General features: G+C 63.5%; 19 protein-coding genes. All 19 read right to left on the minus strand.

Translation table 11 applies throughout. The features are described from left to right. Positions 1 to 6 precede the first annotated feature (6 nt). The 19 genes from BKP54_RS26305 to BKP54_RS26395 all read right to left on the minus strand — a co-directional run bounded on the left by BKP54_RS26305 (position 7) and on the right by BKP54_RS26395 (position 21,853). Entirely contained in the window at positions 7 to 483 is a 477-nt protein-coding gene (locus BKP54_RS26305) for a GNAT family N-acetyltransferase (RefSeq protein ID WP_084815170.1), read from the minus strand. Positions 484 to 505: 22 nt separating this feature from the next. Then, positions 506 to 1,435 carry an ABC transporter ATP-binding protein gene (locus BKP54_RS26310; RefSeq protein WP_084815183.1) on the minus strand — a complete coding sequence of 310 codons (930 nt, stop codon included), beginning with the start codon at positions 1,433 to 1,435 and terminating at the stop codon, positions 506 to 508. Between the two features lie 5 nt (positions 1,436 to 1,440). After that, positions 1,441 to 2,256, minus strand: coding sequence for an ABC transporter ATP-binding protein (locus tag BKP54_RS26315; RefSeq protein WP_084815171.1), 816 nt, complete (start codon positions 2,254 to 2,256; stop codon positions 1,441 to 1,443). Next, positions 2,253 to 3,155, minus strand: a complete 903-nt coding sequence (locus BKP54_RS26320) for an ABC transporter permease (RefSeq protein WP_025429675.1) — start codon at positions 3,153 to 3,155, stop codon at positions 2,253 to 2,255. Before BKP54_RS26320 ends, BKP54_RS26315 begins: the two co-directional genes overlap by 4 nt. Continuing rightward, entirely contained in the window at positions 3,152 to 4,135 is a 984-nt protein-coding gene (locus BKP54_RS26325; protein ID WP_025429674.1) for an ABC transporter permease, read from the minus strand. The genes BKP54_RS26320 and BKP54_RS26325 overlap by 4 nt, the downstream gene beginning before the upstream one ends. 20 nt (positions 4,136 to 4,155) lie before the next feature. Beyond that, positions 4,156 to 5,784, minus strand: coding sequence for an ABC transporter substrate-binding protein (locus BKP54_RS26330; RefSeq protein ID WP_244494183.1), 1,629 nt, complete (start codon positions 5,782 to 5,784; stop codon positions 4,156 to 4,158). 545 nt (positions 5,785 to 6,329) lie between these two features. Then, positions 6,330 to 7,685: an aspartate aminotransferase family protein gene (locus tag BKP54_RS26335; RefSeq protein ID WP_084815172.1), complete on the minus strand. Its 1,356-nt coding sequence runs from the start codon at positions 7,683 to 7,685 to the stop codon at positions 6,330 to 6,332. Positions 7,686 to 7,726: 41 nt separating this feature from the next. Next, a complete protein-coding gene (locus tag BKP54_RS26340; RefSeq protein ID WP_057205874.1) occupies positions 7,727 to 8,170 on the minus strand; it encodes a GNAT family N-acetyltransferase in 444 nt (147 codons plus the stop codon). A 55-nt stretch (positions 8,171 to 8,225) separates the two neighbouring features. Then, on the minus strand, positions 8,226 to 10,181 hold the full coding sequence (locus tag BKP54_RS26345) for a hydantoinase B/oxoprolinase family protein (protein ID WP_084815173.1): 1,956 nt from the start codon (positions 10,179 to 10,181) through the stop codon (positions 8,226 to 8,228). Next, a complete protein-coding gene (locus BKP54_RS26350; protein WP_057205871.1) occupies positions 10,174 to 12,213 on the minus strand; it encodes a hydantoinase/oxoprolinase family protein in 2,040 nt (679 codons plus the stop codon). The genes BKP54_RS26345 and BKP54_RS26350 overlap by 8 nt, the downstream gene beginning before the upstream one ends. Positions 12,214 to 12,338: 125 nt before the next feature. Beyond that, positions 12,339 to 13,310, minus strand: a complete 972-nt coding sequence (locus BKP54_RS26355; RefSeq protein ID WP_025429668.1) for a helix-turn-helix domain-containing protein — start codon at positions 13,308 to 13,310, stop codon at positions 12,339 to 12,341. Between the two features lie 240 nt (positions 13,311 to 13,550). After that, complete coding sequence (locus BKP54_RS26360) at positions 13,551 to 14,918, minus strand: amidase (protein WP_084815174.1); 1,368 nt, start codon at positions 14,916 to 14,918, stop codon at positions 13,551 to 13,553. A gap of 11 nt (positions 14,919 to 14,929) precedes the next feature. Next, positions 14,930 to 16,150, minus strand: a complete 1,221-nt coding sequence (locus BKP54_RS26365; protein ID WP_025429666.1) for an extracellular solute-binding protein — start codon at positions 16,148 to 16,150, stop codon at positions 14,930 to 14,932. Then, entirely contained in the window at positions 16,147 to 17,226 is a 1,080-nt protein-coding gene (locus BKP54_RS26370; protein WP_057205863.1) for a GTP-binding protein, read from the minus strand. Before BKP54_RS26370 ends, BKP54_RS26365 begins: the two co-directional genes overlap by 4 nt. Continuing rightward, positions 17,219 to 17,551: a hypothetical protein gene (locus BKP54_RS26375; protein ID WP_057223772.1), complete on the minus strand. Its 333-nt coding sequence runs from the start codon at positions 17,549 to 17,551 to the stop codon at positions 17,219 to 17,221. The genes BKP54_RS26370 and BKP54_RS26375 overlap by 8 nt, the downstream gene beginning before the upstream one ends. A 61-nt stretch (positions 17,552 to 17,612) precedes the next feature. Then, positions 17,613 to 18,494 carry a polysaccharide deacetylase gene (locus BKP54_RS26380; RefSeq protein WP_084815175.1) on the minus strand — a complete coding sequence of 294 codons (882 nt, stop codon included), beginning with the start codon at positions 18,492 to 18,494 and terminating at the stop codon, positions 17,613 to 17,615. A 91-nt stretch (positions 18,495 to 18,585) separates the two neighbouring features. Next, entirely contained in the window at positions 18,586 to 19,692 is a 1,107-nt protein-coding gene (locus BKP54_RS26385; RefSeq protein WP_057205859.1) for an ABC transporter ATP-binding protein, read from the minus strand. 74 nt (positions 19,693 to 19,766) lie between these two features. Further along, a complete protein-coding gene (locus BKP54_RS26390) occupies positions 19,767 to 20,999 on the minus strand; it encodes an extracellular solute-binding protein (RefSeq protein WP_025429661.1) in 1,233 nt (410 codons plus the stop codon). An 80-nt stretch (positions 21,000 to 21,079) separates the two neighbouring features. Further along, positions 21,080 to 21,853, minus strand: coding sequence for an SDR family NAD(P)-dependent oxidoreductase (locus BKP54_RS26395; RefSeq protein WP_025429660.1), 774 nt, complete (start codon positions 21,851 to 21,853; stop codon positions 21,080 to 21,082). Positions 21,854 to 21,865 lie beyond the last annotated feature (12 nt).

Here is a 21,865-nt window from a genome sequence, read left to right on the forward strand (position 1 = left end):
GAAGGGTTAGTCGTCGATCTTGAGCATGCCGGCATAAATGCCGGGCGCGGAATTCGAGATTGGCATGGCGCCGACGGTCCGCTCGTAAAACGCCGACGGACCAACATCGCCGATGATGGCATAGGCGTAGCCCATCGTCTTCAAATCGAGCAAAGAAGCAAGCAGCAACGCGTGGCCTATTCCTTCGCCGCGTGCTGCTTCATCGACGCCGGTCGGGCCGAAGAACCCGCGCGCGATCGCCTCGTGACAGGCAAAGCCGATGAGCTTTCCATCACGCGTGGCGAGAAGGCAGGTTGGCGGCTGGCGGGTGAGCGCGACGGCGGTCTCGCCGGCCCAGCCCGATCCGAATTTTTCCCGGACCCACGCGATCACCAGCTCGAACTCGGGTGCCAGGGCACGCCTGATCGTCACCCCTGCCGCATCCATCCGCTGGTCGAGGTCGGGCTTTGGGCGAAGCAGAGACAGATTGACGAGATAATCCATGAGCAAACCTGTGATGTTGGAATTAGGCGACGCCGAGTGCGCGCACGAAGTGGTTGGGACCGACCTGTTCGACCACGCTCGAGACCGGCCGGCTGATGCGGCGAACCTCTTCGGCGTGACCGAGAAAGCGGGCGCTGGCGCCGGGCACGAACGGGCGATCCGGGTCGGGCACGGCGGAGAGCAGCAGCTGCGTATAGGGGTGGCGCGCATCGCCGATCACGGCTTCCGTCGCGCCCCACTCGACCATCTGGCCCGCAAACATGACGACGACGTCTTCGGCAATATGCGCGGCGGTGGCGATATCGTGGGTGATGTAGAGCATGGCGAGATCGCGATCGCGCTTGATGCCGGCCAAGAGCTCGAGGATGTCGAGGCGGATCGAGACGTCGAGCATCGATGTCGGCTCGTCGGCAACCAGAACGTCGGGCCGAACCGCAAGCGCCCGGGCGATGTTGACGCGCTGGCGCTGTCCGCCGGAAAGCGCGTGCGGAAACTTGTGTGCGGTCAAGCCGGGATCGAGGCCGACATCGCTCAAGAGCGTGTCGACCGCTTCGCGCAATTGCGCCCTGCCCCTGGCATGCCCGTGAAGGGCGAGCGGTCTTGCCAGATGATGATAGACCGTGAATACCGGGTTGAGTGAGGCGAATGGGTCCTGAAACACCATCTGCACCGCGCGGCGATAGGCCTTCTCTGCAGCCGCACTACCGGTGGCGGTGATATCGCGGCCACGAAATTGCATCGACCCCGCCGTCGGGGCGTCCATGCGCGCAATGATGCGGGCGCATGTCGTCTTGCCGCAGCCGGATTCGCCAACCAGCGCCAGTGCCCGCCCCGGTCTCAACGCCAGCGAAACACCGCGCAGCGCCTCGACGTGACCAAAGCTGCGCGTGATCGCATCGAGCTGGACGATGGCGTCCGTCGGTACGGGCGCAAGAGGGGAAGCAACGGGCATGACGTTCATTCTACGACCCCCACTCTCTTGACGGAAGCAGGCAGCTGCGGAATGGCGCCCCAGAGCTTGCGGGTATAGTCGTGAGCCGGCGCACGGCTGATCTGACGGACGTCGCCGACCTCGACCAGTTCGCCTTTCAGCATCACACCGATGCGATGGCAGAGCTGCGCCATCAGATGCAGGTCGTGGGTGATGAACAGGACAGAGAAGCCATGGGTGCTCTGAAGATCAACGACCTGCTCCAGGATTTCGCGCTGCACCACCACATCGAGCGCCGTCGTCGGCTCGTCCATGATGATCAACTGGGGCCGGAGCGCAAGGCAGATGGCAATGACGATGCGCTGTCGCATGCCGCCGCTGAACTGGTGCGGATAGTCATCGAGCCGGCTGGCCGGGATGCCGACCAGGCGAAACATCTCCTCGGCCCGCGCCCGTGATTGTGCCCGGGTCGCGCCGGTGTGCCGGTGCAGCACGTCATGGAACTGCGCCTCGACCCGCATCAGCGGGTTGAGCGAGTTCATCGCGCTTTGGAACACCATGCCGATGCGCCGCCAGCGTACGTCCTGCAAGGCCGTCTCCGGCATCTGCAGCAGGTTGCGGCCCTCGAGCAGGATTTCGCCGCCGGCCACCCAGGCCGGCGGTTTCGACAGGCGGGTGATCGCGTAGGCAATCGTGCTCTTGCCGCAACCGGACTCGCCGGCAAGTCCGAACAGCTCACCGCGGTTGATGTCGAAGGAAACGTTCCTGACCGCACGAAAGGCGCCGTCGTCGAGCAGGTAATCGACATCGAGATTGCGGACCTGCAGCAGCGGCTCGCTCATCGTCCCACCTCCAGCGCGCGGTTACGCCGCCTGTTGAGCCGCAGCCAACGGCTGAGCGCAGGGCCGGAACGAAGCTGCGGATTGGCAATCTCGTCGAAAGTGAAATTGAGAAGCGCGAGGCCGAGCCCGACCAGCGCGATGCCGGCCGCCGGCGCACCGATATCCCACCAGGCGCCGATGATGATCGCCGACGAGTTCTGGGCGTTGTAGAGCATCGTGCCCCAGGTGACGCGCAGCGGATCGCCGAAGCCGAGATATTCGAGCGTCGTCTGGGCGACGATGGCGTAGATGATGCTGCCGACGACGTTGATGCCGATCAACGGCACGAGGTTGGGCAGGATCTCGACAAAGATCACCCGCCAGTGCGGTTCGCCGACCATGCGGGCGGCAACGACGAATTCGCGGTTGCGCAGCGCCAAAGTCTGCGAGCGGGTCATGCGTGCGCCCCAAGGCCAGGAGGTGAGCGCGATGATCGCCATGATCGCCAGCGGCCCGACCGTGCCGGCGAAGGACGCGAGCAGGATCAGCAGCGGTATGTTGGGAATGACCAGCACGGCGTTGGTCGCGAGATCGAGCGTGGCATCGGTGCGCCCGCCGAAATAGCCGGCCACCAGCCCGACGATCGTGCCGAGTGCTGTGATCGCAAGGCCGGTCGCAAAACCGACGGCGAGCGACGGACGTGCACCCCAGACGAATTGGGAATAGACGTCGCGCCCCATCTTGGTGGTGCCGAAGACATGCTCGACCGTTGGCGGCTGATGCGAGCGCCCGACCCGTTCGCCGGGATCGCCGGGGGCGATCAGCGGCGCCAGAAGCGCCATCAGGCAAAGCGCGACGATGATGGCGAGACCGGCAACGGCCTTCTTCTGCCGCCATAACAATGTAAGACCCGAGGTCATGCGCGCCCCTCCCGGATACGCGGGTCGACGACGCCGTAGAGAATGTCGACAAGCAGGTTTGCCCCGAGCGTGGCCATCGTCATCAACAGCAGCTGCCCCTGGATGACGGGATAGTCGCGCGCGACGCTGGCGGTATAGAGCGTGAGGCCGAGGCCGGGATAATTGAAGACGATTTCGGTCACGATCGATCCGCCGAACACGGCGCCGAGCATCAGCGCGAGGTTGGTCAGCACCGGCAGCATGGCATTGCGGGCGGCATAGCCGAACATGACAGCGGATTCGGACAGCCCCTTGGCGCGACCCATGGTGACATAATCCTCGCCGAGCACGGAGATCATGCTGGAGCGCATGGTCGTCTGGAACTCGCCGATCAGGTAGGGAGAGAGCGTCAGCACCGGCATGATCGCATGCAGAAAGACACTGCCGAAGTAAGTGAAATTGAACCCCGGATCGAGGCTCGGATCGTAGGCATAGCCGACCGGCAGCAGGCGAAGGGTGACGCCGAAGATGAACAGCGTCGCCAGCGCGATGATCACGGGCGGCACAGCGATCATCACCACCGAGAACGGCGAGACGAAGCTGTCGAACCGGCCGCCGCGACGCCAGGCTGCCAAGGCTCCAAGCGAGACCCCGATCGACAGCGAAAAGACGATTGCGGTTACCACCAGGAACGCCGTCCAGCCGGCCGACCGCCCGAGAACCTCGAGCACCGTTTGCGGGTAGTACTTCACCGATACGCCGAGATCGAAATGCGCCAGCCCGACTATGTAGTCGACGAACTGTTGCCACATCGGCTGTTCGATGGCGCCGAACCGCGCCTTGATCGCCTCGATCGCCGCGGGCGTTGCCCGCGGTCCGAGCTGGGCGATCATGCTGTCGACGGGGCTACCCGGCATCAACCGGGGAACCGCAAAGTTCATCACGATCGCAAACAGGAACGCGACGCAGTAGACGGCAAGCCGTCGGCGAGGAAGTCGCATCAGTCAGCCCTTCCCTGAGCCTATTCGGCCGGCTTCAGCCGCAACAGGTGCATCAACCGCATGCGGTTGTTGTCGTGATCCTCGGGGTTCATCGCGGGCTCTTCCTTCGAGACCCATCCGGTGAAGCGCTTGGTCGAGAACTGGTACCAGGTCGGACCGTTGAAGACGGGAACGACGGGCAGATTGTCGGCAACGATCAGCTGCACCTGGTCGAACAGCTTCTTGCGGTCCTCGTCCGTCGTCGCCCGGCGATATGCGTCAAACACCTTGTCGAGTTCCGGATTGGAGTAGCGCGAAGGCGCGCTGGTGATCCGTCCGCCGAAGGCGGTCGACAGCGATTGGAAATAGCCGCGGAAGGGGGTCGGCCCGTCGGCGCGCGAATTCATCACGGCCTCGAATGAGCCGTCGAGGATCTGCTTCTGCCATTGCTCGTATTCGGGCGTGGCCACCGAAGCATTGATCCCGATCTTGCGCAGGCCTTCGGTGGCGATCTGGACCGCATCGATCCAGTCGGTCCAGCCGTTGGGGACGATGATCGGGAAGGTGATGGGTTTGCCGCTCGGCGTCGTGCGGAACCCTTCGCCGTCCTTCTTGTAGCCGGCATCGTCGAGCAGCTTGTTGGCCCTGTCGATGTCGTAGGCGAGCCATTCGTCCTGGGCGCCCTCGGCCGCCTTGTTGCGCCAGCTATCAAAGCGAGGCGGCAGGCCGCTCGCATGCGCATTGACGACGGGATAACCAAAGCCAGCAATATCGACCATGGAAACGCGATCCATCGCCAGGCTGAAGGCGCGGCGGAAGGTCATGTCGTTGAAGGCTTCGGCGTTGCCGGCATTGGCCGACTTGAGGTTCATCTGGAAGGAAACCGTTTCGGCCGGTGGCTGCCAATAGGCATTGTGCTCCGGGTCGAGGCCGACATAGGTCTTGTCGATCTGCGGCAGGAACGAGCCGAACCAGTCAAGGCCCCCCTCGGGCAGAAGCGCCAGCATCTGGTCATTGCCGGCAATCTGCGGCAGTTTCAGGCAATCGACCTTCAGGGTCGCTGCGTCCCAGTAGTTGGGATTGCGGCATTGCTCGTAGACCTGCGGCGTGAAGCGGCGGATCTCGGTCATCGGGCCGGAACCAACAGGCTTCTCGTTCTTGAAGGCGAGCGGATCGGCAACATCCTTCCAGATATGCTCGGGCACGACAGGAAAGTCGGCGAGCGATTCCGGGAAATGTGTATCGACGCCCTTGAGGTTGATCTTGACCTCCGTGGGCGACACCGCCTCGACCGAAGCGACACTCTCGCCGACGCCGACGATGTCGACCGCCGGGTTCTTGAGCATCAGTTCGAGGGTGAATTTCATGTCGGCCGATGTCAGCGGCTTGCCATCCGACCACTTGACGCCATCGCGCAGCGTATAGGTGATCGACTTCAGATCGTCGGCAAACTTGTAGCCGGTTGCCAGCCGCCAGACCGGCTTGCCGCTGTCATAGTCGTTGAAGATCACGAGCGGCTCATAGACGAAGTCCATGGTGCTTTGGCGCCGCCCGCCCAGGTCGAACGGATTGAAGTTCTGCACCCAGCTCGTCTGCTCTTCGATATGCATGGTCAGAACGGACTCGGCCTGCGCCTGGCCCGCTGCAAGCATGGCGAATGACGCGGCCATGACCCCGCCGAACACCCTTGCCGAAACTCTGCTGATGATGTTTCCGGTCCCCGTTACAATTGGTCTGGACCGCATTTCCTCGACTGCCGGCATGACGAACTCCCCTCCAGGTTTCGATGACGCATTTAATAAGTCAAGTAATTTGACTTAATGATATGTCCAGGATTGAACGCGTGTCAATCTGCGTCTTTTCGCTACGACTAAGGATGAAGAAGCGGTCGAGGACAGGCATCATTGCTGAGGCTTCGATCGCCGGCGGCGCGGATGCCAATGGCTGGAAGCCGGCTCAATGAAGGCATCGCAGCCATCAAGATCTCTGCGATTGCAGCGACTTGGGGGTACGGCAAACGGGACTGTCGAGCGCGAGCTGCAGCCGACCGGGTCGCTGTTCGTCGGATATCGGTTCTGATCGAAGGGCGATGGCTCACAGGTATGGTCGCCACGTCATGGCGGCCTCTGGCGTTCCTGATTTCGTCGTCGTGAAGGCGCCCGCAGCCCGGCGTACCGTGAGCCCGCACTATGATGCGGGCCCGATGCCGGGATGCTTATGCCGCCGCCTGCCTACCGAGTTGCTCAAGGCTCGCCTCGACGATATCGAACATCTCGTCGATCTCGGCGGCGGTGATGATCATCGGCGGGCAGAAGGCGATGGAATCGCCGATGTTGCGGCAGATCAGGCCGTTCCTCAGCAGGATCGCACCAACCCGCGCGCCCGTTGCGCCTGCGGCCGCCCCATCCGCCGCCTCGAGTTCGAGCGCACCGATGAGGCCGACGCCGCGCGCTTCGACAGCCAGCGGATGCCGTTCGAGCGCATTGAGCCGACCGAGGAAATGCGGCGCAAGACGGCGGACATTGCCGACCAGGTCCTTCTCCTCGATGATCGCCAGGTTTTCGAGCGAGACTGCAGCGGCGACCGGATGGCCGCTGGCGGTAAATCCATGCCCGAGCGCACCGATCCGATCTGCCTCATTGGCGATCGGCTCGTAGACGTTGTCGTTGATCATGAGAGCCGCGATCGGCTGATAGGACGATGACAGCTGCTTGGAGAGCGTCATGATATCCGGCCGCATGCCGAAGGTCTCGGATCCGAACATGTTGCCGGTGCGCCCGAAACCGCAGATCACCTCGTCGGCAATCAGCAGGATATCGTATTTCCGCAGCACGTCCTGGATGGCCGCCCAATAGCCCTCCGGCGGAACGATGACGCCGCCGGCCCCCATAACCGGCTCGCCGATGAAGGCGGCGATCGTCTCCGGCCCCTCCTCGAGGATGAGCGCCTCCAGCTCTTCTGCACAGCAGCGCGAAAAGGCAAGCTCATCCTGCCCCGGCTCCGCACCGGTGCGATAATGCGGGCAGGTCGTGTGCAGGATGTTGGGAAACGGCAGATCGAACGATCGATGGTTGTTGGGGAGGCCCGTCAGGCTGGCGCTCAGCGCCGTCACGCCGTGGTAACCCTTGATGCGCGAGATGATCTTTTTCTTTTCCGGTTTGCCTAGCGCGTTGGAGCGATACCAGACCAGCTTGATCGCTGTATCGTTCGCCTCGGATCCGGAGTTGGCGAAGTAAACCTTGGACATCGGCACCGGCGCCATGCCGACCAGCTTCTCCGCCAGATCCGCCACCGGCCCGTGCGATTTCTGCGAGAAGGTATGATAGTAGGGTAGCCTCGCCATCTGGCTGCGCGCGGCTTCGACCAGCCGTCTCTCGCCGAAGCCGACGGCCACGCTCCAAAGCCCGGCCATGCCCTCGATATAGCGCTTGCCGCTGTTGTCGAAGACGTGGATGCCCTCGCCGCGGTCGATGATCAGCGGCCCTTCCCGCTCCAGCTTGCGCGGATTGGTATAGGAATGGAGATGGTAGGCCATGTCCCGCGCTTCGGTGGAATTAGGCTGTGCGGTCATCGGCGTCTCCCGTTTTGATGCATAATCACTCTGGTGCGTGGTTACAAGGCGATATCATAGGTCAGCCAATCCGTTCTGGTGGCCAGCTGATCATAAAGGCCGCGAGCCCGGTAGTTGTTGTCGCGCGTGATCCAGCGGATGACGGACCAGCCGCGCTCTCGCCCGATATCGGCAACGGCGCGGATCAGCGCCGGTGCTGCGCCGCTGCCGCGCGCCTCGGGCGCAACGAAGAGATCGTCGAGAAAACCCCCGCGCGCCGCCATCAGCGGCCGGATATATTCGCGAAAATGGGTCAACCCGATCGGGCGACCCGAGCCATCGAGCGCCAGCCGGCATTCGAGCTGGCCGTCGCGGATCCAGCCCCACACCCGATCCCGCATCTCGTCGGTCTGATCAACCCCGTAGAAGGCGGCAAATCCCGCATGAAGCTCGTTCCATGCGGACCTATCGGCCTCAGCGGCCGCAACGATCGTAACACCCGCCATGACATCCCCCCGTATTCGGGTAGGCGAACCGCCCACCCACCAAGCATTTGCGTTGCTACTGCCAGGCAGCCACTGAGCGTTTGCGATACATGTCGCGAAACTGTTCGGTGGAGACGGGTAGCAGATCGCCCGTATCCCAGTCGAGGATCACGGCATAGCGGCGCACCGCGTCGAGCGCATTGATTTCCCCCGCCTTGAACTTTGCCGAGACCTCGGCCGGATCTGCGCCCAGCCAACCCAACCGGTCTGCCCGGATCTGTCGCCGCAGTTCGGCCGTCGCGGTGGCATCGATCTCGTAGGCGCAAATTTCCGGATCGACGGGATCGATGACGACGCCATAATCCTTCGCCGCCCGCTCGACCGAGACGTAGTCGTCGATGACATCGGCCAGCACCCGTTGCGGATCGCGCTCGAGCGGATCGCCGAAGCCGCCGCCGCCCGCGGTCGGGCGCGAGAAGACGTCCCCCGCCTCGATTGCCACATCGGAGAAAGTAGCGCCGAGCCATTCCGTCTTGCCGGTCTTTTCACGGGTCAGCGTTAGCCCGTGCGGCATCGACGGCAGCCCGCCCTCGATGCCCCAAACGATGGCGCGCTCGCGGTCGCAGATATAGGAAATGACGGTATTTTCGGCTTCGAGCATGCGGGAAGTCTTGAGCACACCGGCACCGCCGCGCCACTTTCCGGGGCCGGCAGAATCCGTCAGCACCTCGAACTCGGTGGTCAGGATCGGATTTGCCCGTTCCTGTCCCTCGACCGGCTGGGCCATCAGGCCGGTTCCGAAGCAGGCCGTCGTCACATTGCAGCCGTCCATGCCGTTGCGCCCGCCCCAACCGCCGGGAAGCCAGTCGTAGAACATGAAGATCGGCTTTTCCGCGGCGCGTGCATCACGCCCGCCGGTCAGCAGGTATTCGAGGTTGAAGGCACAGGCGATGGCGCGCGCCGGGATGATCTTCGACCAGATCTCGTAGATCGCGTTCATGATCTTCTCGAAGGGCATGAGGAAGCCGGTGACGGCCACCGGCCACTTCGCATCGACGATCGAGCCTTCGGGCGCGATGATTTCGAACACCCGGTAGAAGCCGCTGTTGAGCGGCAGGTCGGGGAAGAAGGTCTTCATCCCCGCGGCGACCGCCGAGAAGGTCGCGCCGAAGGCGGAATTGTAGATCGAGCCGATGGTCGGGTGGCTGCCGGTGAAGTCGTAGATCGCCCGGTCACCCCTAATCGTCAGCTTGACCTTGATCGGGATCATGCCCTCGTTGCCCGCCGGATCACGGTCGATGAAGTCCTGCGTTTCCCATTCGCCGTCCGGCAGTGCGGCGATCCGCTGGCGCATGGCGCGCTCGACATAGTCCTGCACAGCGCCGAGCCCCTGTTTCACCGTGCCCTCGCCGTATTTGCCGACCAGCCGCAGGATCTCGCGCTCGCAGACCTGGGTCGCCTGCGCCTGGGCATGGATGTCGCCGATGATCGAGGCGGGATCGCGGGTGTTGGAAGCGATGAGGTGGGCGACATCCTTGCAGAACCGCCCCTTGTCGAACAGGCGGATCGGGGTGATGCGCATCCCCTCCCTGAACATCTCCTTGGCGGCGACATCAAAGGAGCCTGGGACGCTGCCGCCGAGATCCGACCAGTGTCCGTTCGACTGGCTGAAGGCGATGATCCTGCCGTCGACGAAGATCGGCCGGATCAGCCGGACGTCGTTGAAATGCGTGCCGCCGGCATAGGGATCGTTGATGGCGTAGACGTCGCCAGGATGCATGTCGCCATCGAAGGCGCGGATGACGTCCTTGCAGGTGAAATGCAGGGTGCCGACATGCACCGCGATGTCTTGGTTGCCCTGAGCGGCCGAATTGCCTTCGGCATCGTGAAGGGCACTGGAGAAGTCGCGGTTGTAGATGACAAAGGAATAGCAGGTTCTCAGGATCTGCTCGGCCATCTGATCGACGCTGGTGATGAAGGAGTTCTTCAGGACCTCGAAGGTCACCGGGTCAAGGTTTTGCTGTTCAGACATTCGCTTCACCTTCGATGCGGATGATGATGTTGAGATAGGTGTCCACTTCCGCGGTCGTTCCCGGCGGGACGACGACGGTCGAATCGAGTTGCTCGACGATGGCAGGGCCCTTGAAGACGAACCCTGCGGGCAAGGTTTCGCGATCGTAGACGGGCGTATTGAGCGCGGCCTCGGCTTCAAACCATACGCTCCGCCGCGTCTTCGGCTCGGGGATCACTCCCGTCGGCTCGTGGCGTGCCAGCGACGCCTTCGGCACCATGCCGACGGCCTTCAAGTTGATGCGGAACAGGCTGACCGGCGTTTCGTCGCGACGGAAATTGTATTCGCGCTGATGCTCACGGTGGAAGGCTTCGACCAGCGGCGCGATGTCGGTGACCGGCGCTGGTGCGGTGACGGAGAGCGAACGCCACTGCCCGAGATACATCATGTCGATGCTGCGCTGGAGCACCACGTCCTTAGCCGCGACACCTTCATGGGCAAGCCGCTCCGATGCTTCCTGTTCGAGGCGGAGGAAGGCCTCTTCGATCGCCGTTGCGTCGGCGTCGGCGGCCGCCTTCAGGTAGCTTTCGGAAAAATCGTGCTGCATGTCGACGAGCAGGCAGCCGAGCGCCGAAGTGACGCCGGGGTTCGGCGGAACGATGACCGCGGGGATCGACAGTTCGCGAGCGATCGCCGCGCCATGCAGGGCTCCGGCACCGCCGAAGGCGACGAGCGCAAAATCGCGTGGATCGTACCCACGGCTGATCGAGATCAGCCGCACCGCGTCCGACATATTGGCATTGGCAACACGGATGATCGCATCGGCGGCCGCATGCGGCTCTAGCCCGAACGGCTCGGCGACCCCTTCGCGGACGGCCTCGAGGGCAAGGTTCGCGTCAAGCGTGATCTTGCCGCCGGCAAGGCTGGTACCGAGGCGACCGAGCACGACATTGGCGTCGGTGTTGGTCGGCTGGCGGTTGCCCTTGGCGTAGCAGGCAGGGCCCGGACTGGCGCCGGCCGATTGCGGACCGTTGCGCAGCGATCCCGCCTCGTCGGTCCAGGCGAGCGACCCGCCGCCGGCACCGATCGTCAGAACCTCGATCGAGGAGAAGCGGATCGGATAGCCGAACTCGATGAACCAGTCCTTGGTGATGCGGGACTGGCCGTCATAGGCGAGCGACACGTCGGTCGAGGTGCCGCCCATGTCGAGCCCGATCGAATTGCGGAAGCCGCAGAGCTCGGCGATGTATTTGCTGGCGATAGCACCGGCAGCAATGCCGGAGCCGGCAAGCCGTGCCGCAAAGTCCTCGACGCTCTTCGGGGTCATCACCCCACCGCCTGTGTGCAAAAGCAGAAGATCGCGCTCATAGCCTTCCTGCTGCAGCCGCTTACCGAGCCGCGATGTATAGTCGACGACAACGGGGCTTAAGGCCGCATTGGCGACGGTCGTGGAGAACCGCTCATGCTCGAAGATCTCGGGCAGGACTTCCGACGAGGTCGACACCGGCACGCCGGGCATCACCTCCATCAGGATCTCCTTCATGCGGCGCTCGTTGGCGCCGTTCATGAAGGCGTTCATGAAGCAGACGGCGACAGCCGCGACATTGCGGCGCTTGAGAATGCGTGCGACCTCGCGGGCCTCGTCTTCGTCGAGCGTGGCGACGATCCCGCCCTGCGCGTCGACACGCTCTGTCACCACCAACCGGTCGCGCCGCGGCACATAGGGCGGCACCACGTCTTTATAGGTATCCCAGAGGTCTTCCTTGTTGGCGCGGCGGATCTCGATCACATCGCGGAAGCCGCGGGTACACACCATCGCCGTGCGCGGCAGGCGCCGCGTGATCAGGGCGTTGGTGGCAACGGTGGTGCCATGCGAAAACAGCGCCACCTTCGACAGGTCAATGCCGGCTTTTTCGACACCGGACATGATCCCGTCGATCGGATCGGCGGAGGACGACGTCTTTTCGACCCGGATCCGGCCCGTGGTCTCGTCCATGATGCAGATGTCGGTAAAGGTGCCACCGACATCGACCGCAACGCGAAGGTTCTGCAAAATCCGTCTCCTGTCTTTCATCCGTTTAAAAGCGGGCATCCGTTGAAAATCGGGCAAGGCTGCGCCCTTCGCCCGGTCGGGCGTGCGATCGCCTCACGTCTGTCTGGGGTTTGTCGCCGTCCGGCTCAGCCGGGACCGCTCGGGCTCGTCAGATGAGAGCGCTCGCGCGCTTCACTCGGGCTGTAGCCGAAATGCGCCTTGTAGTGGCGGCTCAGCTGCGCGTGGTCGCTGAAGCCGAGTGCATAGGCGATTTCCGAAACCAGCTTGCGGCAGGTGGGATCGCGCAGCATCTCGTCGCAGCGCAGAAGCCGCTGGACCCGGATCCAATGGCACACGGACGTGCCCTGCCTCTTCATCAGCTGGTGCAGGTAGCGCACCGAGATGCCGCAGGCATCGGCGATCACCTGCGGACCGAGATCGGCCCGGGCGAGATTGGCGCGAATGTAGCTCTCGACGCGATGCAGGTGGCCGACCTGAACCGAGCCTGCGTCCGACGTCAGCATGCGTTCGTCGGAGATCAGCGACATCGCGAGGATATCGACCAGGTGCTTGCCGGTCATGTCGCGGGCGGGCGCATCCATCTCGACAAGCCGCGGCGCAACAAGCCGGATCATGTCGACGAACAATGCGCCGGTGCCACGGGTGGAATCGAAGCTGAGCGACGCGATACGTTCAGGAAGGCCGACACGCGGACGCAGCGTGGCAATCGGCACCTTCAGCACCCAGAGCGTGTTCTTGGCCGTATAGCTGAATTCGTACGGCAGATGGCTGCGCTCGACGAGGAAGGCCCCCGGCTTGCAGCGCACTGCCTTACCGGCCTGCTCGAAGCTGATCTCCGCCGTCTCCGGCACGGTGATCAGATAGCTTTCTTCGCGCTCATGCAGCAGGTGCCGTTTCTGCCGGCGATAGAGCAGCCCGTCGGATTCAAGCCGCGACAGCGATACCGCGCCGAGATCCCAGACGTTCAACTCGCCGGAAAACTCCGCCGAGTTCTGGAAGCGCAGATCGAGCGGGAAGTAGGTGCTCGATACCGCCTCGTCCCAATAGCGCTTGCGCTCGAACGCAACCGTGCCTGCCGTGGAATAACTCACGTCCATGCGAAGCTCCCATCCAGTCCGCCGTCCGTCTGCTTCAGCTGTTCCCGTGTTGCCAAGGCGACGGCCGATCGCGGCCTATTCTTCCTGACCGGCTGCCTTGAATGTCGCGGCCTCTTCAGGGCCTTTGCGACCGGCGTTTCCGGAAGGTCGTCAAGCAGTAGACTATCTCTTTCCCGCCCCGGCTAGTCGCAAAGTGCGCTCGCTCTTGTCGGTGGGCGTAGTTTCCGAGCGACCTGTCCCTCAATCGGCACGAACGATTGCCTCGGCCGCAAGCGCCATCGACAACAGATGCGCATCGTGATGCGGCTGGGCGGAAAGCAGCAGGCCGACCGGCATGCCGGCGGCGCCAATGCCGCACGGTAGAGAGACGCCGCACCAGTCGAGGAAATTGCCGATCGACGTGTTGCGCAGGGTCCGGGCGTTGGTTTCGACAAACAGGGCGTCGTCATCGAGGAGCGGCGCCGTGGGTGGCGCCACATGGGCGACGGTGGGATAGGCGACAAGCTCGTTCGACCCAATATCGGCGGCGATCTCGGCGATCAGCGCCTCCCGCGTGTTTAGCGTCTCGACATAATCGGAGAGGCTTATGTTTTGCCCGAGCCGGGCCCGTGCCACGACGCGCTGGTCCATCGATGCCGCCTGCGACCCTTCGAGCCGGTCGCGATGGAGCGCGAAGGCCTCGGCCGTGACCAGCGGTCCGTGCCGCGCCATGGTCTCGAAAATGCGCTCGAATGCCGGAAACGGCTGGCGGCGCACACGGGCGCCGGCGCGCTCCAGCCGCCCGAGTCCGGCTTCGAAAGCGGAAACGACACCGTCTTCGGCACCGTCGAAAACCACCGTTGTCGGCACCACGAGCGACAGGCCATCGAGACTGCCCCGCCGGATTTCCGGCGCGGGCAGACCTCGCATCGCCGCATCGACCCAGACGGCGTCCTGCACCGTCCGGCAGAGGGGACCGAGCGAATCGAGGCTCTTGGCGAGCGGAAAGACGCCACGCATGGAATAGCGGCCGCGCGTCGCCTTGTAGCCGACGATACCGTTGAAGGCGGCCGGAATGCGGATGGACCCGCCCGTATCCGTGCCGATCGACACCGGCACGAGGTCGGCGGCTACGGCGGCACCGGAGCCGGAGGACGAACCGCCCGGCAGGCGGTCGACATCGCGCGCCCGCGGATTGCGCGGCGTGCCGTAATGCGGGTTGATGCCGAGCCCGGAGAAGGCAAATTCGCTCATGTTGACGCGACCAACGCTGACCATGCCGGCATGGCCGAGCGCGGTCACCGTCGCCGCGTCCTCTTGTGCCGCCGGCGCGTCCTTCAGCACCACCGATCCCGCCGTCGTCGCCACGCCTTTGATGGCAAACAGGTCTTTCCACGCAACGGGAATTCCGTCGAGCAACCCAAATGAACGGCCGGCGGCGATTCGCCGGGCGGAGGCCTCCGCCTCCCGCATCGCCCGCTCCGGCAGGATCGTGGTGAAGATCGCTTGGTCGTCGTGACTGCGGATCCGCTCAAGCGTCCAGCGTGTCAGCTCACGCGGATCGAGCGCACCGGACTGCAGCAGCACTGACAGCTGCGCGATCGACCGTCCACTGAAGTCCTGCGTCATCCCGTTTCCCTCTATCGTTCGACCAGCTGCATCCAGCGGCGAACCAGATAATTGTGCTCGTCCATGGTGGTATTCCAGACCGCGATGCAGTTGGCGCGCTGCCAGTAGGAGCCGCCGCTCCTGACCGATCCTGCCCGAATGCGTATGGTGCCGTCCGGGCCCGGCAGGTCGCATGCCGCCGGCAGGCCGCCGTACCAGTAGTCCCATTCGGCCACCGACATGAATTGCCGCGAACGCTCCGGCGTCGAGATGTAGTAGCCTTGCCGCGCCACGACCGAGCCCGGCCAGCCGGATATCCACCAGTTGAGATACTCATAGGCGACGTCGCGCATGCGGCCCGACAGATGGCGTGCGAGACACAGGCCGCCATGCCAGGCACGATATCCCTCAGCCGGCACCGCCTGTTCCACCGGAACGCCCTGGCCGTTGAGGATGCTGATGCCCGTCGACCACATGCTCTGGATATCGGTCTCGCCGCGCACCATCAGCCGCGCTGCATCCTCGGCCGTCCGCCAGAAGGCGCGGAAATAGCCGTTCTTCTTGCGCTCCTCAAGCAGACCGATCAGCCGGTCGATCTCGTCAACAGTCATGGCGCCGATATTGTCGAACGACATCAGGCCGGATGCCTGCGCGGCAAGGGCTGCATCGAAGATACCGATCGCCGGCTCGTCGACAAGCGCCGCGCGTCCGGCCCAGCGCTCGTCGAGCAGCGCCGCCCAGCTGTTCATCGAAACCGTATTGGGGGCAACGTCGGTCCTGTAGGCGAAGCTGTCGAAATTGTGCGTCGTCGGCAGCATCGAGATCGTGCTCGACGGCGTGTCGCCAAGCTCGAGATTGGGCTGCACGAACAGCTTCTTGACCGGCGCATCCCCCTGCCCCAGCCTGGCATTCGGGCCGATATGGCCGGTCTTCGTTAGATCATTGATCTCATCCCAGAGCGCGATGCGGCCAATCTCGATCGGCTGGATCGCCCGCCAGTACCAGACGATATCCAGATTATGGAAACACTGGTCGTAGATGTCGTAACTATCAGGCTCCTGCGCCGCCTTGTGCTGAGTGGTCAGGAAGTCGTTGTTGTCGAACACGACCTCGATGCCGAGATCGGCCTCGGCGCGAACCCGCAACTCCTCGAGCAGAGAAATCGCCGTGCCAAGCACGCGCAGGCGTGGGCGACCGGAGAGATGGAGGGATGGCGTCGCCATCGTCGCTTGGTCAGGCAGGTGCTTGTTCATGAAGACGACTGACGTTCCTGAAGACTGCGTTTCGGGACGGCCGCATCCTCGACGGAGGACCGGTCGAGGGCAAAAGCCTCGAACGACCGTTTCAGCAGTTCGACATCCAGACCGTCAACAATAAACACGATGCGCGAGCGGCGATCTTCGTCCGGCCAGCGCTCCATATGAACAGGCGTGTGGACCAAATGCTGAACGCCATGAATGGCGACAGGGCGCTCCTCGCCTGCGATGTTGAGAATGCCCTTCACCCGCAGCACCTTCTCGCCGTGACGGTTGAGCAGCATTGTCAGCCAGAGGCCGAAAGCCGTCCAGTCGATGGCGCGCTCCACGGTCATGACGAAGGAGGTCACCGCGGACTGGTGCACGGAGCCTTCCGCAGTTGCCAATTGAACCGGCGCCTCGCAATAGAAACCGCTAGTCGATTGCAGCGCGGCGGCGCGCAGGCCGAGGTTCTCGTCGACAAGCTCGGCAACGGCGAAGGACAGATCGGTCGCCATCAGCAGCGGCGCGTCCGGATTGATGTTGCGCAATTTCTCGACAAGACGGGCGACATCGGCCGGCAGCGCCAGGTCGGCCTTGGTGACGACCAGCCGGTCTGCAACAGCAGCCTGCCGGTTGGATTCGACATAGGTGCCGAGTTGGCCGAGCCCGTTGACGGCATCGACGGTGGTGATGACGTTGCCCGGGCGGAAATGGTGGCGCAGCACCGGGTCGGATTTGATCGTCGACAAGACCGGGAACGGATCGGCAAGCCCGGTGCTTTCGACGACGATGCGGCGGAAAGGCGGAACCAGCCCGCGCTCCCGCTTCGAATGCAGATCCTTGATGGCATCGGCAAGCTCGCCGCGCACCGTGCAGCAGAGACAGCCCGATTGTAAGAGCACCATGGTATCGTCGATGCGCTCGACAAGATGATGGTCGAGCCCGACCTCTCCGAATTCGTTGATGAGGACCGCTGCATCCGAAAGAGCCGGATCGGCGAGCAGCCGCGCAAGCAGAGTCGTCTTGCCGGAGCCGAGGAAGCCCGTGAGCAGGTTGATCGGGGTCAGCAGCGGGATCTGCGGCTCAGTCATCGATCGCGGCCTCAGCAGCAGTAACCAGGGCCACATCGAGCGGATCGCAGGGACGGCCGCAAAGCCGTTCGGCGGCCGGCCAGAGATGACCGAGATCCTCGATGATCTCAGTCTTGCCCGTCCGTGTGGACAACACGAAGGAAGCGCCCTGCCAATCGGAGATGGTCAGACCGAAACGCGCGAGCATGGTATTGGCGATGCGCACGCGGTTGGCGCGCTCGCGCCGGCGGTCGATGCGCTCGACATTGCGGGTATAGACACCCGGCCGGGCCACGGCATCGGCCCAGTGTTCGTTGCCTCCAAGGACGCCGCAGAGAGAGCACATCGTTTGATCCAATCGGTAATAAAGGGCGGAGACGGCACTTTGACCGCCCCCCGTCAGTCGCTCACTTCTTGCGCGGGAAACGCTTGGCGAAATCGTCGGCGATCTCGTTCATCGTCACGAACTTCACGCCCGGATGCTTGACCATGTGGGCATAGAGCCGCTCCAGCATCATCAGCACCTGCGGCCGCCCGGCAACGTCAGGATGGATGGTAATCGGAAACACCGCATAGTCCATCTCGCGATAGACCCAGTCGAACTGATCACGCCACATCTGCTCGATATCGCGCGGATTGACGAAGCCGTGGCTGTTCGGGGCCTTCTTCATGAACATCATCGGCGGCAGGTCATCGAGATACCAGGACGCCGGGATCTCGATGAGGTCGGTCTCCTTGCCGCGCTGCAGCGGCACCATCCATTCGGACGGCTTCTTGGAGTAGTCGATCTTCGTCCACTTGTCGCCGACGCGGACATAATAGGGCGTGAAGTCGTCATGCATCAGCGAGTGATCGTACTTGATCCCGCGTTCCAGCAGCAGCTCGTTGGTGACGTTGGAGAACTCCCACCATGGCGCAACATAGCCGGTCGGGCGCTTGCCCGAGAGCTTGGTGACGAGATCGATGCTCTTGTCGAGGACTTCGGTCTCCTGCTCGCGCGTCATGGCGATCGGGTTTTCATGGGTGTAGCCGTGAATGCCGATTTCGTGGCCGGCGTCCGCCACAGCCTGCATCTGTTCCGGGAACGTCTCGATCGAGTGGCCGGGAATGAACCAGGTGGTCTTGATGCCGAAGCGTTCGAACAGTTTCAACAGTCGCGGGCTGCCGACCTCGCCGGCAAAAAGGCCGCGCGAGATATCGTCGGGCGAATCCTCGCCCCCGTAGGATCCGAGCCAGCCGGCGACCGCGTCAACGTCGATGCCGAAGCTGCAGAGGATTTCCTTGGCCATGGTATGTCTCCTTCGTGTTTTCTCTTCTCATAAGTCAGAGCGGGATGCGGGCGGAAAACCGCACACACTTTTCCTCATCCCGCTCGCGTGATCAGGCTGGGATGACGGTGGCTTCGCCCGGCTGCCAGCTCAAAAGAATGTCCGCACCGACGGGAAAGGCATCGGGCTGGTACTTGTCGACATGGGCTTCGAGCGAAACGGTGCGTCCGTCCGCAAGTCCCGCCGTCAGGTGGGATACATGGCCGACCACGTCGAAGCGGCGCACACTGGCGCTGACGACGTTGCCGCCGACCGCATGGGCAATCTGGTCACGCGAAACCAGGGCCGCCGGATGCACCTCGATCGCTTCGGCCGGGATGACGACATTGACCCGTGACCGCTTGGAAAGGGCCCCGTTCGGCCGGCCGGAAAGCTGCCCGAGCGGCGTCGAAACCAGCGTCCGGTCGTCCGATGCGCCTTCGACTTCGCCCTGGAAGATCGTGTTATTGCCGATGAACTGGGCAACGAAGGCGGTGTTTGGCCGGGTGTAGAGCTGGTGTGGCGGGCTGATCTGCTCGACCCTGCCCTGGTTCATCACCACGATACGGTCGGAAAGCGCGAGCGCCTCGGACTGCGCATGGGTGACGAAGACGAAGGTGACGCCGAGCGTTTTCTGCAGCAGCTTCAGTTCGTTCTGGATCGCCTTGCGCAGATTGGCGTCGAGCGCGCCCAGCGGCTCGTCGAGAAGCAGAATATCCGGTTCAACGACAAGACCGCGGGCAAGCGCGATGCGCTGGCGCTGGCCGCCGGAGAGCCGGTCCGGCTTCTTCTCGGCGATGTCCTCGAGCCCAAGCGTTGCCAGGATACGATCGACCTTGGCGTCGCGTTCGGCTTTGGCCATGCCCTTGACGTCGAGCCCGTAGCCGACATTGCGGCGCACGGTCATGTGCGGAAAGAGCGCGTAGCTCTGAAAGATCATCGACGTCGGCCGGTGTTCCGGCCGGATGTCGTTCATACGCTTGCCCTTGATCAGCATCTCGCCGGAAGAGATCTGCTCGAAGCCGGCGATCATGCGCAGCGTCGTCGTCTTGCCGCAGCCGGACGGGCCGAGGAACGCGATGAACTCGCCCTTGGAAACCGACAGGTTGAAATCGATCACGGCGGGGGTGCCGTTGTCGTAGACCTTGCCGACATTGTTGAGTTCGAGGTCGAAGATCACAGTCGTTCTCCGGTTCTAATAGCGGATGCGTTGGGGGAAGGGCCGGGGCGGGCTTGCGCCCCGGGCGTCCTTCATCAGGCGTTGAGGAATTCGTCCCACTTCTGGATCAGGTGGTCGTATTCGTCCGGCCACTGGTGCCAGTAGGCGACGTTCTTGGCGCGTTCTTCGAGCGAGCCGCCGTCGCGCAGGTCGCCTTCCTTGATGCCGCGCTCCTCGGCGCCGACCCAGGGCTTGCCCTCGTACCAGAAGGCATATTTCTCCGGCGCCATGACGTTCTTGATGTTGGTCGATGGCGAATAGTAACCCTGCTCGGAGACGGTGATGCCCGGCTCGCCCGAAAGCCAATAGTCGGCATAGGCAATGACAGCCTCCTTGTTGGCCGTGCCGGCAATCATCGCCGGGCCAATCGCCCAGCCGCGATAGCCTTCTTTCGGCACGGCGTAGCGGCAGGGCTTGCCCTGCGCCTTGACCGCCATGACCGCCGGCTGCCAGGCGTCGCAGACCACCATCTCGCCCGACGCCATGAGGTTGACGAGTTCACCGAAATCGCCCCAGAGCGCGCGGAACTGGCCTTCCTTCTTCTTGGAAATCAGGAAGGCGGCAGCTTCGTCGATTTCGGCTGCGGTCGCATTGCCCGGGTTCTTGACGTCGGAAAGACCGAGCGAGTTCATCGCCATCATCGCCTGGCCGATCGCGATCAGCGGGTCGGTGTTGATGCCGGACTTACCCTTCCACTTCGGATCGAAGATCGCAGTCCAGCTGTTGGCCTCCTCGGCCGACAGCACATCGGGATTGTAGCCGATCGAATCGTAATTATAGACGGCGGGCACCATGTTCAGCGCCGTCTGGCTTTCATCGGTCCAGATCTGGCCGATGATCTGGGCGGAGCGATCCCACTTGTCGCTGGCCGTCGTGAACGTATCGCGGATGTTGGCCCAGTTCTTCAGCGCCGAGGCCGGGATGGGCTCGACATTGTTGGTCATGACGATCGACGGCAGACGCTCGGCGATGATCTCCCAGCAATCATAGTCCTTGGAGCCGGAGAGGATCTTCGTCTGGGCGTCCGGAAAGGTCGCCGCCGTACCGGAGGTGCCGCCGACGCCGGCAGCAGCCTTGAACTGCTCGAGGATGCGCTCCTGAACGGTGACCGAAAGACCGATGGTGCGCAGCTGCTGGCCCGCCAGATCGGCGGCCTGCGCGAAGGCGGCGCGCGACGACAGGAACGGCGTGCCGCCGCCCATCGCCAGCGCCATCATCCCGGCGGACCGTTTGAGGAGGGAGCGGCGATTGAGTTCCATATTTGGCATTGTCTCTTCTCCAGTTGTTGTTGTTCCCCGGAGCCCGTTTGCCACGCGCCCCTTGTTCATTCGCCGCGGTGCGCGGCGTTTCAGTAACGCCCCACCAGGAGGCCCCCATCCACGACCAGCACCTGGCCGGTCATGTATCTCGCGCCGTCGGATGCCAGGAACGCGATGACGTCGGCGATATCGCCAGGCGTTCCGAGCCTTTTCATCGGGATGAAGGCGGCAGCGGCTTCCGCGCCGTCAGGCCCGAGCGAGTTTTCCTCCGAAAGCAGCTGGGCTGTGCGGATGTAGCCGGGCGCAACGCCGTTGACGCGAACACCGTCGCCGGCAAGCTCGACGGCAAGCCCCCGCACCAGGCCGACGACGCCGGACTTGGCGGCGGAGTAATGCACGTGCTCGTCCCAGCCATAGGCAACGCCCATGATCGAGGAGAGCGCGACGATGCTGCCCTCGCCGCGCTGGCGCATGCCGGGTGCGACGGCACGCGCCAGTCGGAAGATGCCCTTGAGGTCGATGTCGAAGGTCAGATCCCACTTGTCGTCGGTCAGCCTGGCAAGCGGGGTGCGATGGGCAATGCCGGCATTGGCGACGACGACATCGATGCGACCGTGGCGTTTTTCCAGATCAGCGACCAGCGCGTCGGTCGCTGACGTCGAGCGGACGTCGTAGTAGGCGAACTCGGCGGAGCCGCCGGCATGCCGGATGGCGTCGACCGTGGCCGATGCCTCAGGCTCGAGAATATCGGTCACGACGACATGGTCGCCGTTGGCGGCAAAAGCTCTGGCGGTCGCCTGGCCAATGCCGATGCCGGCACCGGTGACGATGACAATGCGGGACGTCTTGGGAGGATTTGGCATTTTCATCTTTCC

Source organism: Ensifer sp. 1H6 (assembly GCF_001976035.1).
Classification (GTDB): Bacteria; Pseudomonadota; Alphaproteobacteria; order Rhizobiales; family Rhizobiaceae; genus Ensifer; species Ensifer canadensis.

Bases quoted from the DNA above. Each gene is read 5' to 3' on its own strand.
- BKP54_RS26305 (WP_084815170.1), bottom strand. From the start codon at position 483: ATGGATTATCTCGTCAATCTGTCTCTGCTTCGCCCAAAGCCCGACCTC.
- BKP54_RS26310 (WP_084815183.1), bottom strand. From the start codon at position 1,435: ATGCCCGTTGCTTCCCCTCTTGCGCCCGTACCGACGGACGCCATCGTC.
- BKP54_RS26315 (WP_084815171.1), bottom strand. From the start codon at position 2,256: ATGAGCGAGCCGCTGCTGCAGGTCCGCAATCTCGATGTCGATTACCTG.
- BKP54_RS26320 (WP_025429675.1), bottom strand. From the start codon at position 3,155: ATGACCTCGGGTCTTACATTGTTATGGCGGCAGAAGAAGGCCGTTGCC.
- BKP54_RS26325 (WP_025429674.1), bottom strand. From the start codon at position 4,135: ATGCGACTTCCTCGCCGACGGCTTGCCGTCTACTGCGTCGCGTTCCTG.
- BKP54_RS26330 (WP_244494183.1), bottom strand. From the start codon at position 5,784: ATGGCCGCGTCATTCGCCATGCTTGCAGCGGGCCAGGCGCAGGCCGAG.
- BKP54_RS26335 (WP_084815172.1), bottom strand. From the start codon at position 7,685: ATGACCGCACAGCCTAATTCCACCGAAGCGCGGGACATGGCCTACCAT.
- BKP54_RS26340 (WP_057205874.1), bottom strand. From the start codon at position 8,170: ATGGCGGGTGTTACGATCGTTGCGGCCGCTGAGGCCGATAGGTCCGCA.
- BKP54_RS26345 (WP_084815173.1), bottom strand. From the start codon at position 10,181: ATGTCTGAACAGCAAAACCTTGACCCGGTGACCTTCGAGGTCCTGAAG.
- BKP54_RS26355 (WP_025429668.1), bottom strand. From the start codon at position 13,310: ATGGACGTGAGTTATTCCACGGCAGGCACGGTTGCGTTCGAGCGCAAG.
- BKP54_RS26360 (WP_084815174.1), bottom strand. From the start codon at position 14,918: ATGACGCAGGACTTCAGTGGACGGTCGATCGCGCAGCTGTCAGTGCTG.
- BKP54_RS26365 (WP_025429666.1), bottom strand. From the start codon at position 16,150: ATGAACAAGCACCTGCCTGACCAAGCGACGATGGCGACGCCATCCCTC.
- BKP54_RS26370 (WP_057205863.1), bottom strand. From the start codon at position 17,226: ATGACTGAGCCGCAGATCCCGCTGCTGACCCCGATCAACCTGCTCACG.
- BKP54_RS26375 (WP_057223772.1), bottom strand. From the start codon at position 17,551: ATGTGCTCTCTCTGCGGCGTCCTTGGAGGCAACGAACACTGGGCCGAT.
- BKP54_RS26380 (WP_084815175.1), bottom strand. From the start codon at position 18,494: ATGGCCAAGGAAATCCTCTGCAGCTTCGGCATCGACGTTGACGCGGTC.
- BKP54_RS26390 (WP_025429661.1), bottom strand. From the start codon at position 20,999: ATGCCAAATATGGAACTCAATCGCCGCTCCCTCCTCAAACGGTCCGCC.
- BKP54_RS26395 (WP_025429660.1), bottom strand. From the start codon at position 21,853: ATGCCAAATCCTCCCAAGACGTCCCGCATTGTCATCGTCACCGGTGCC.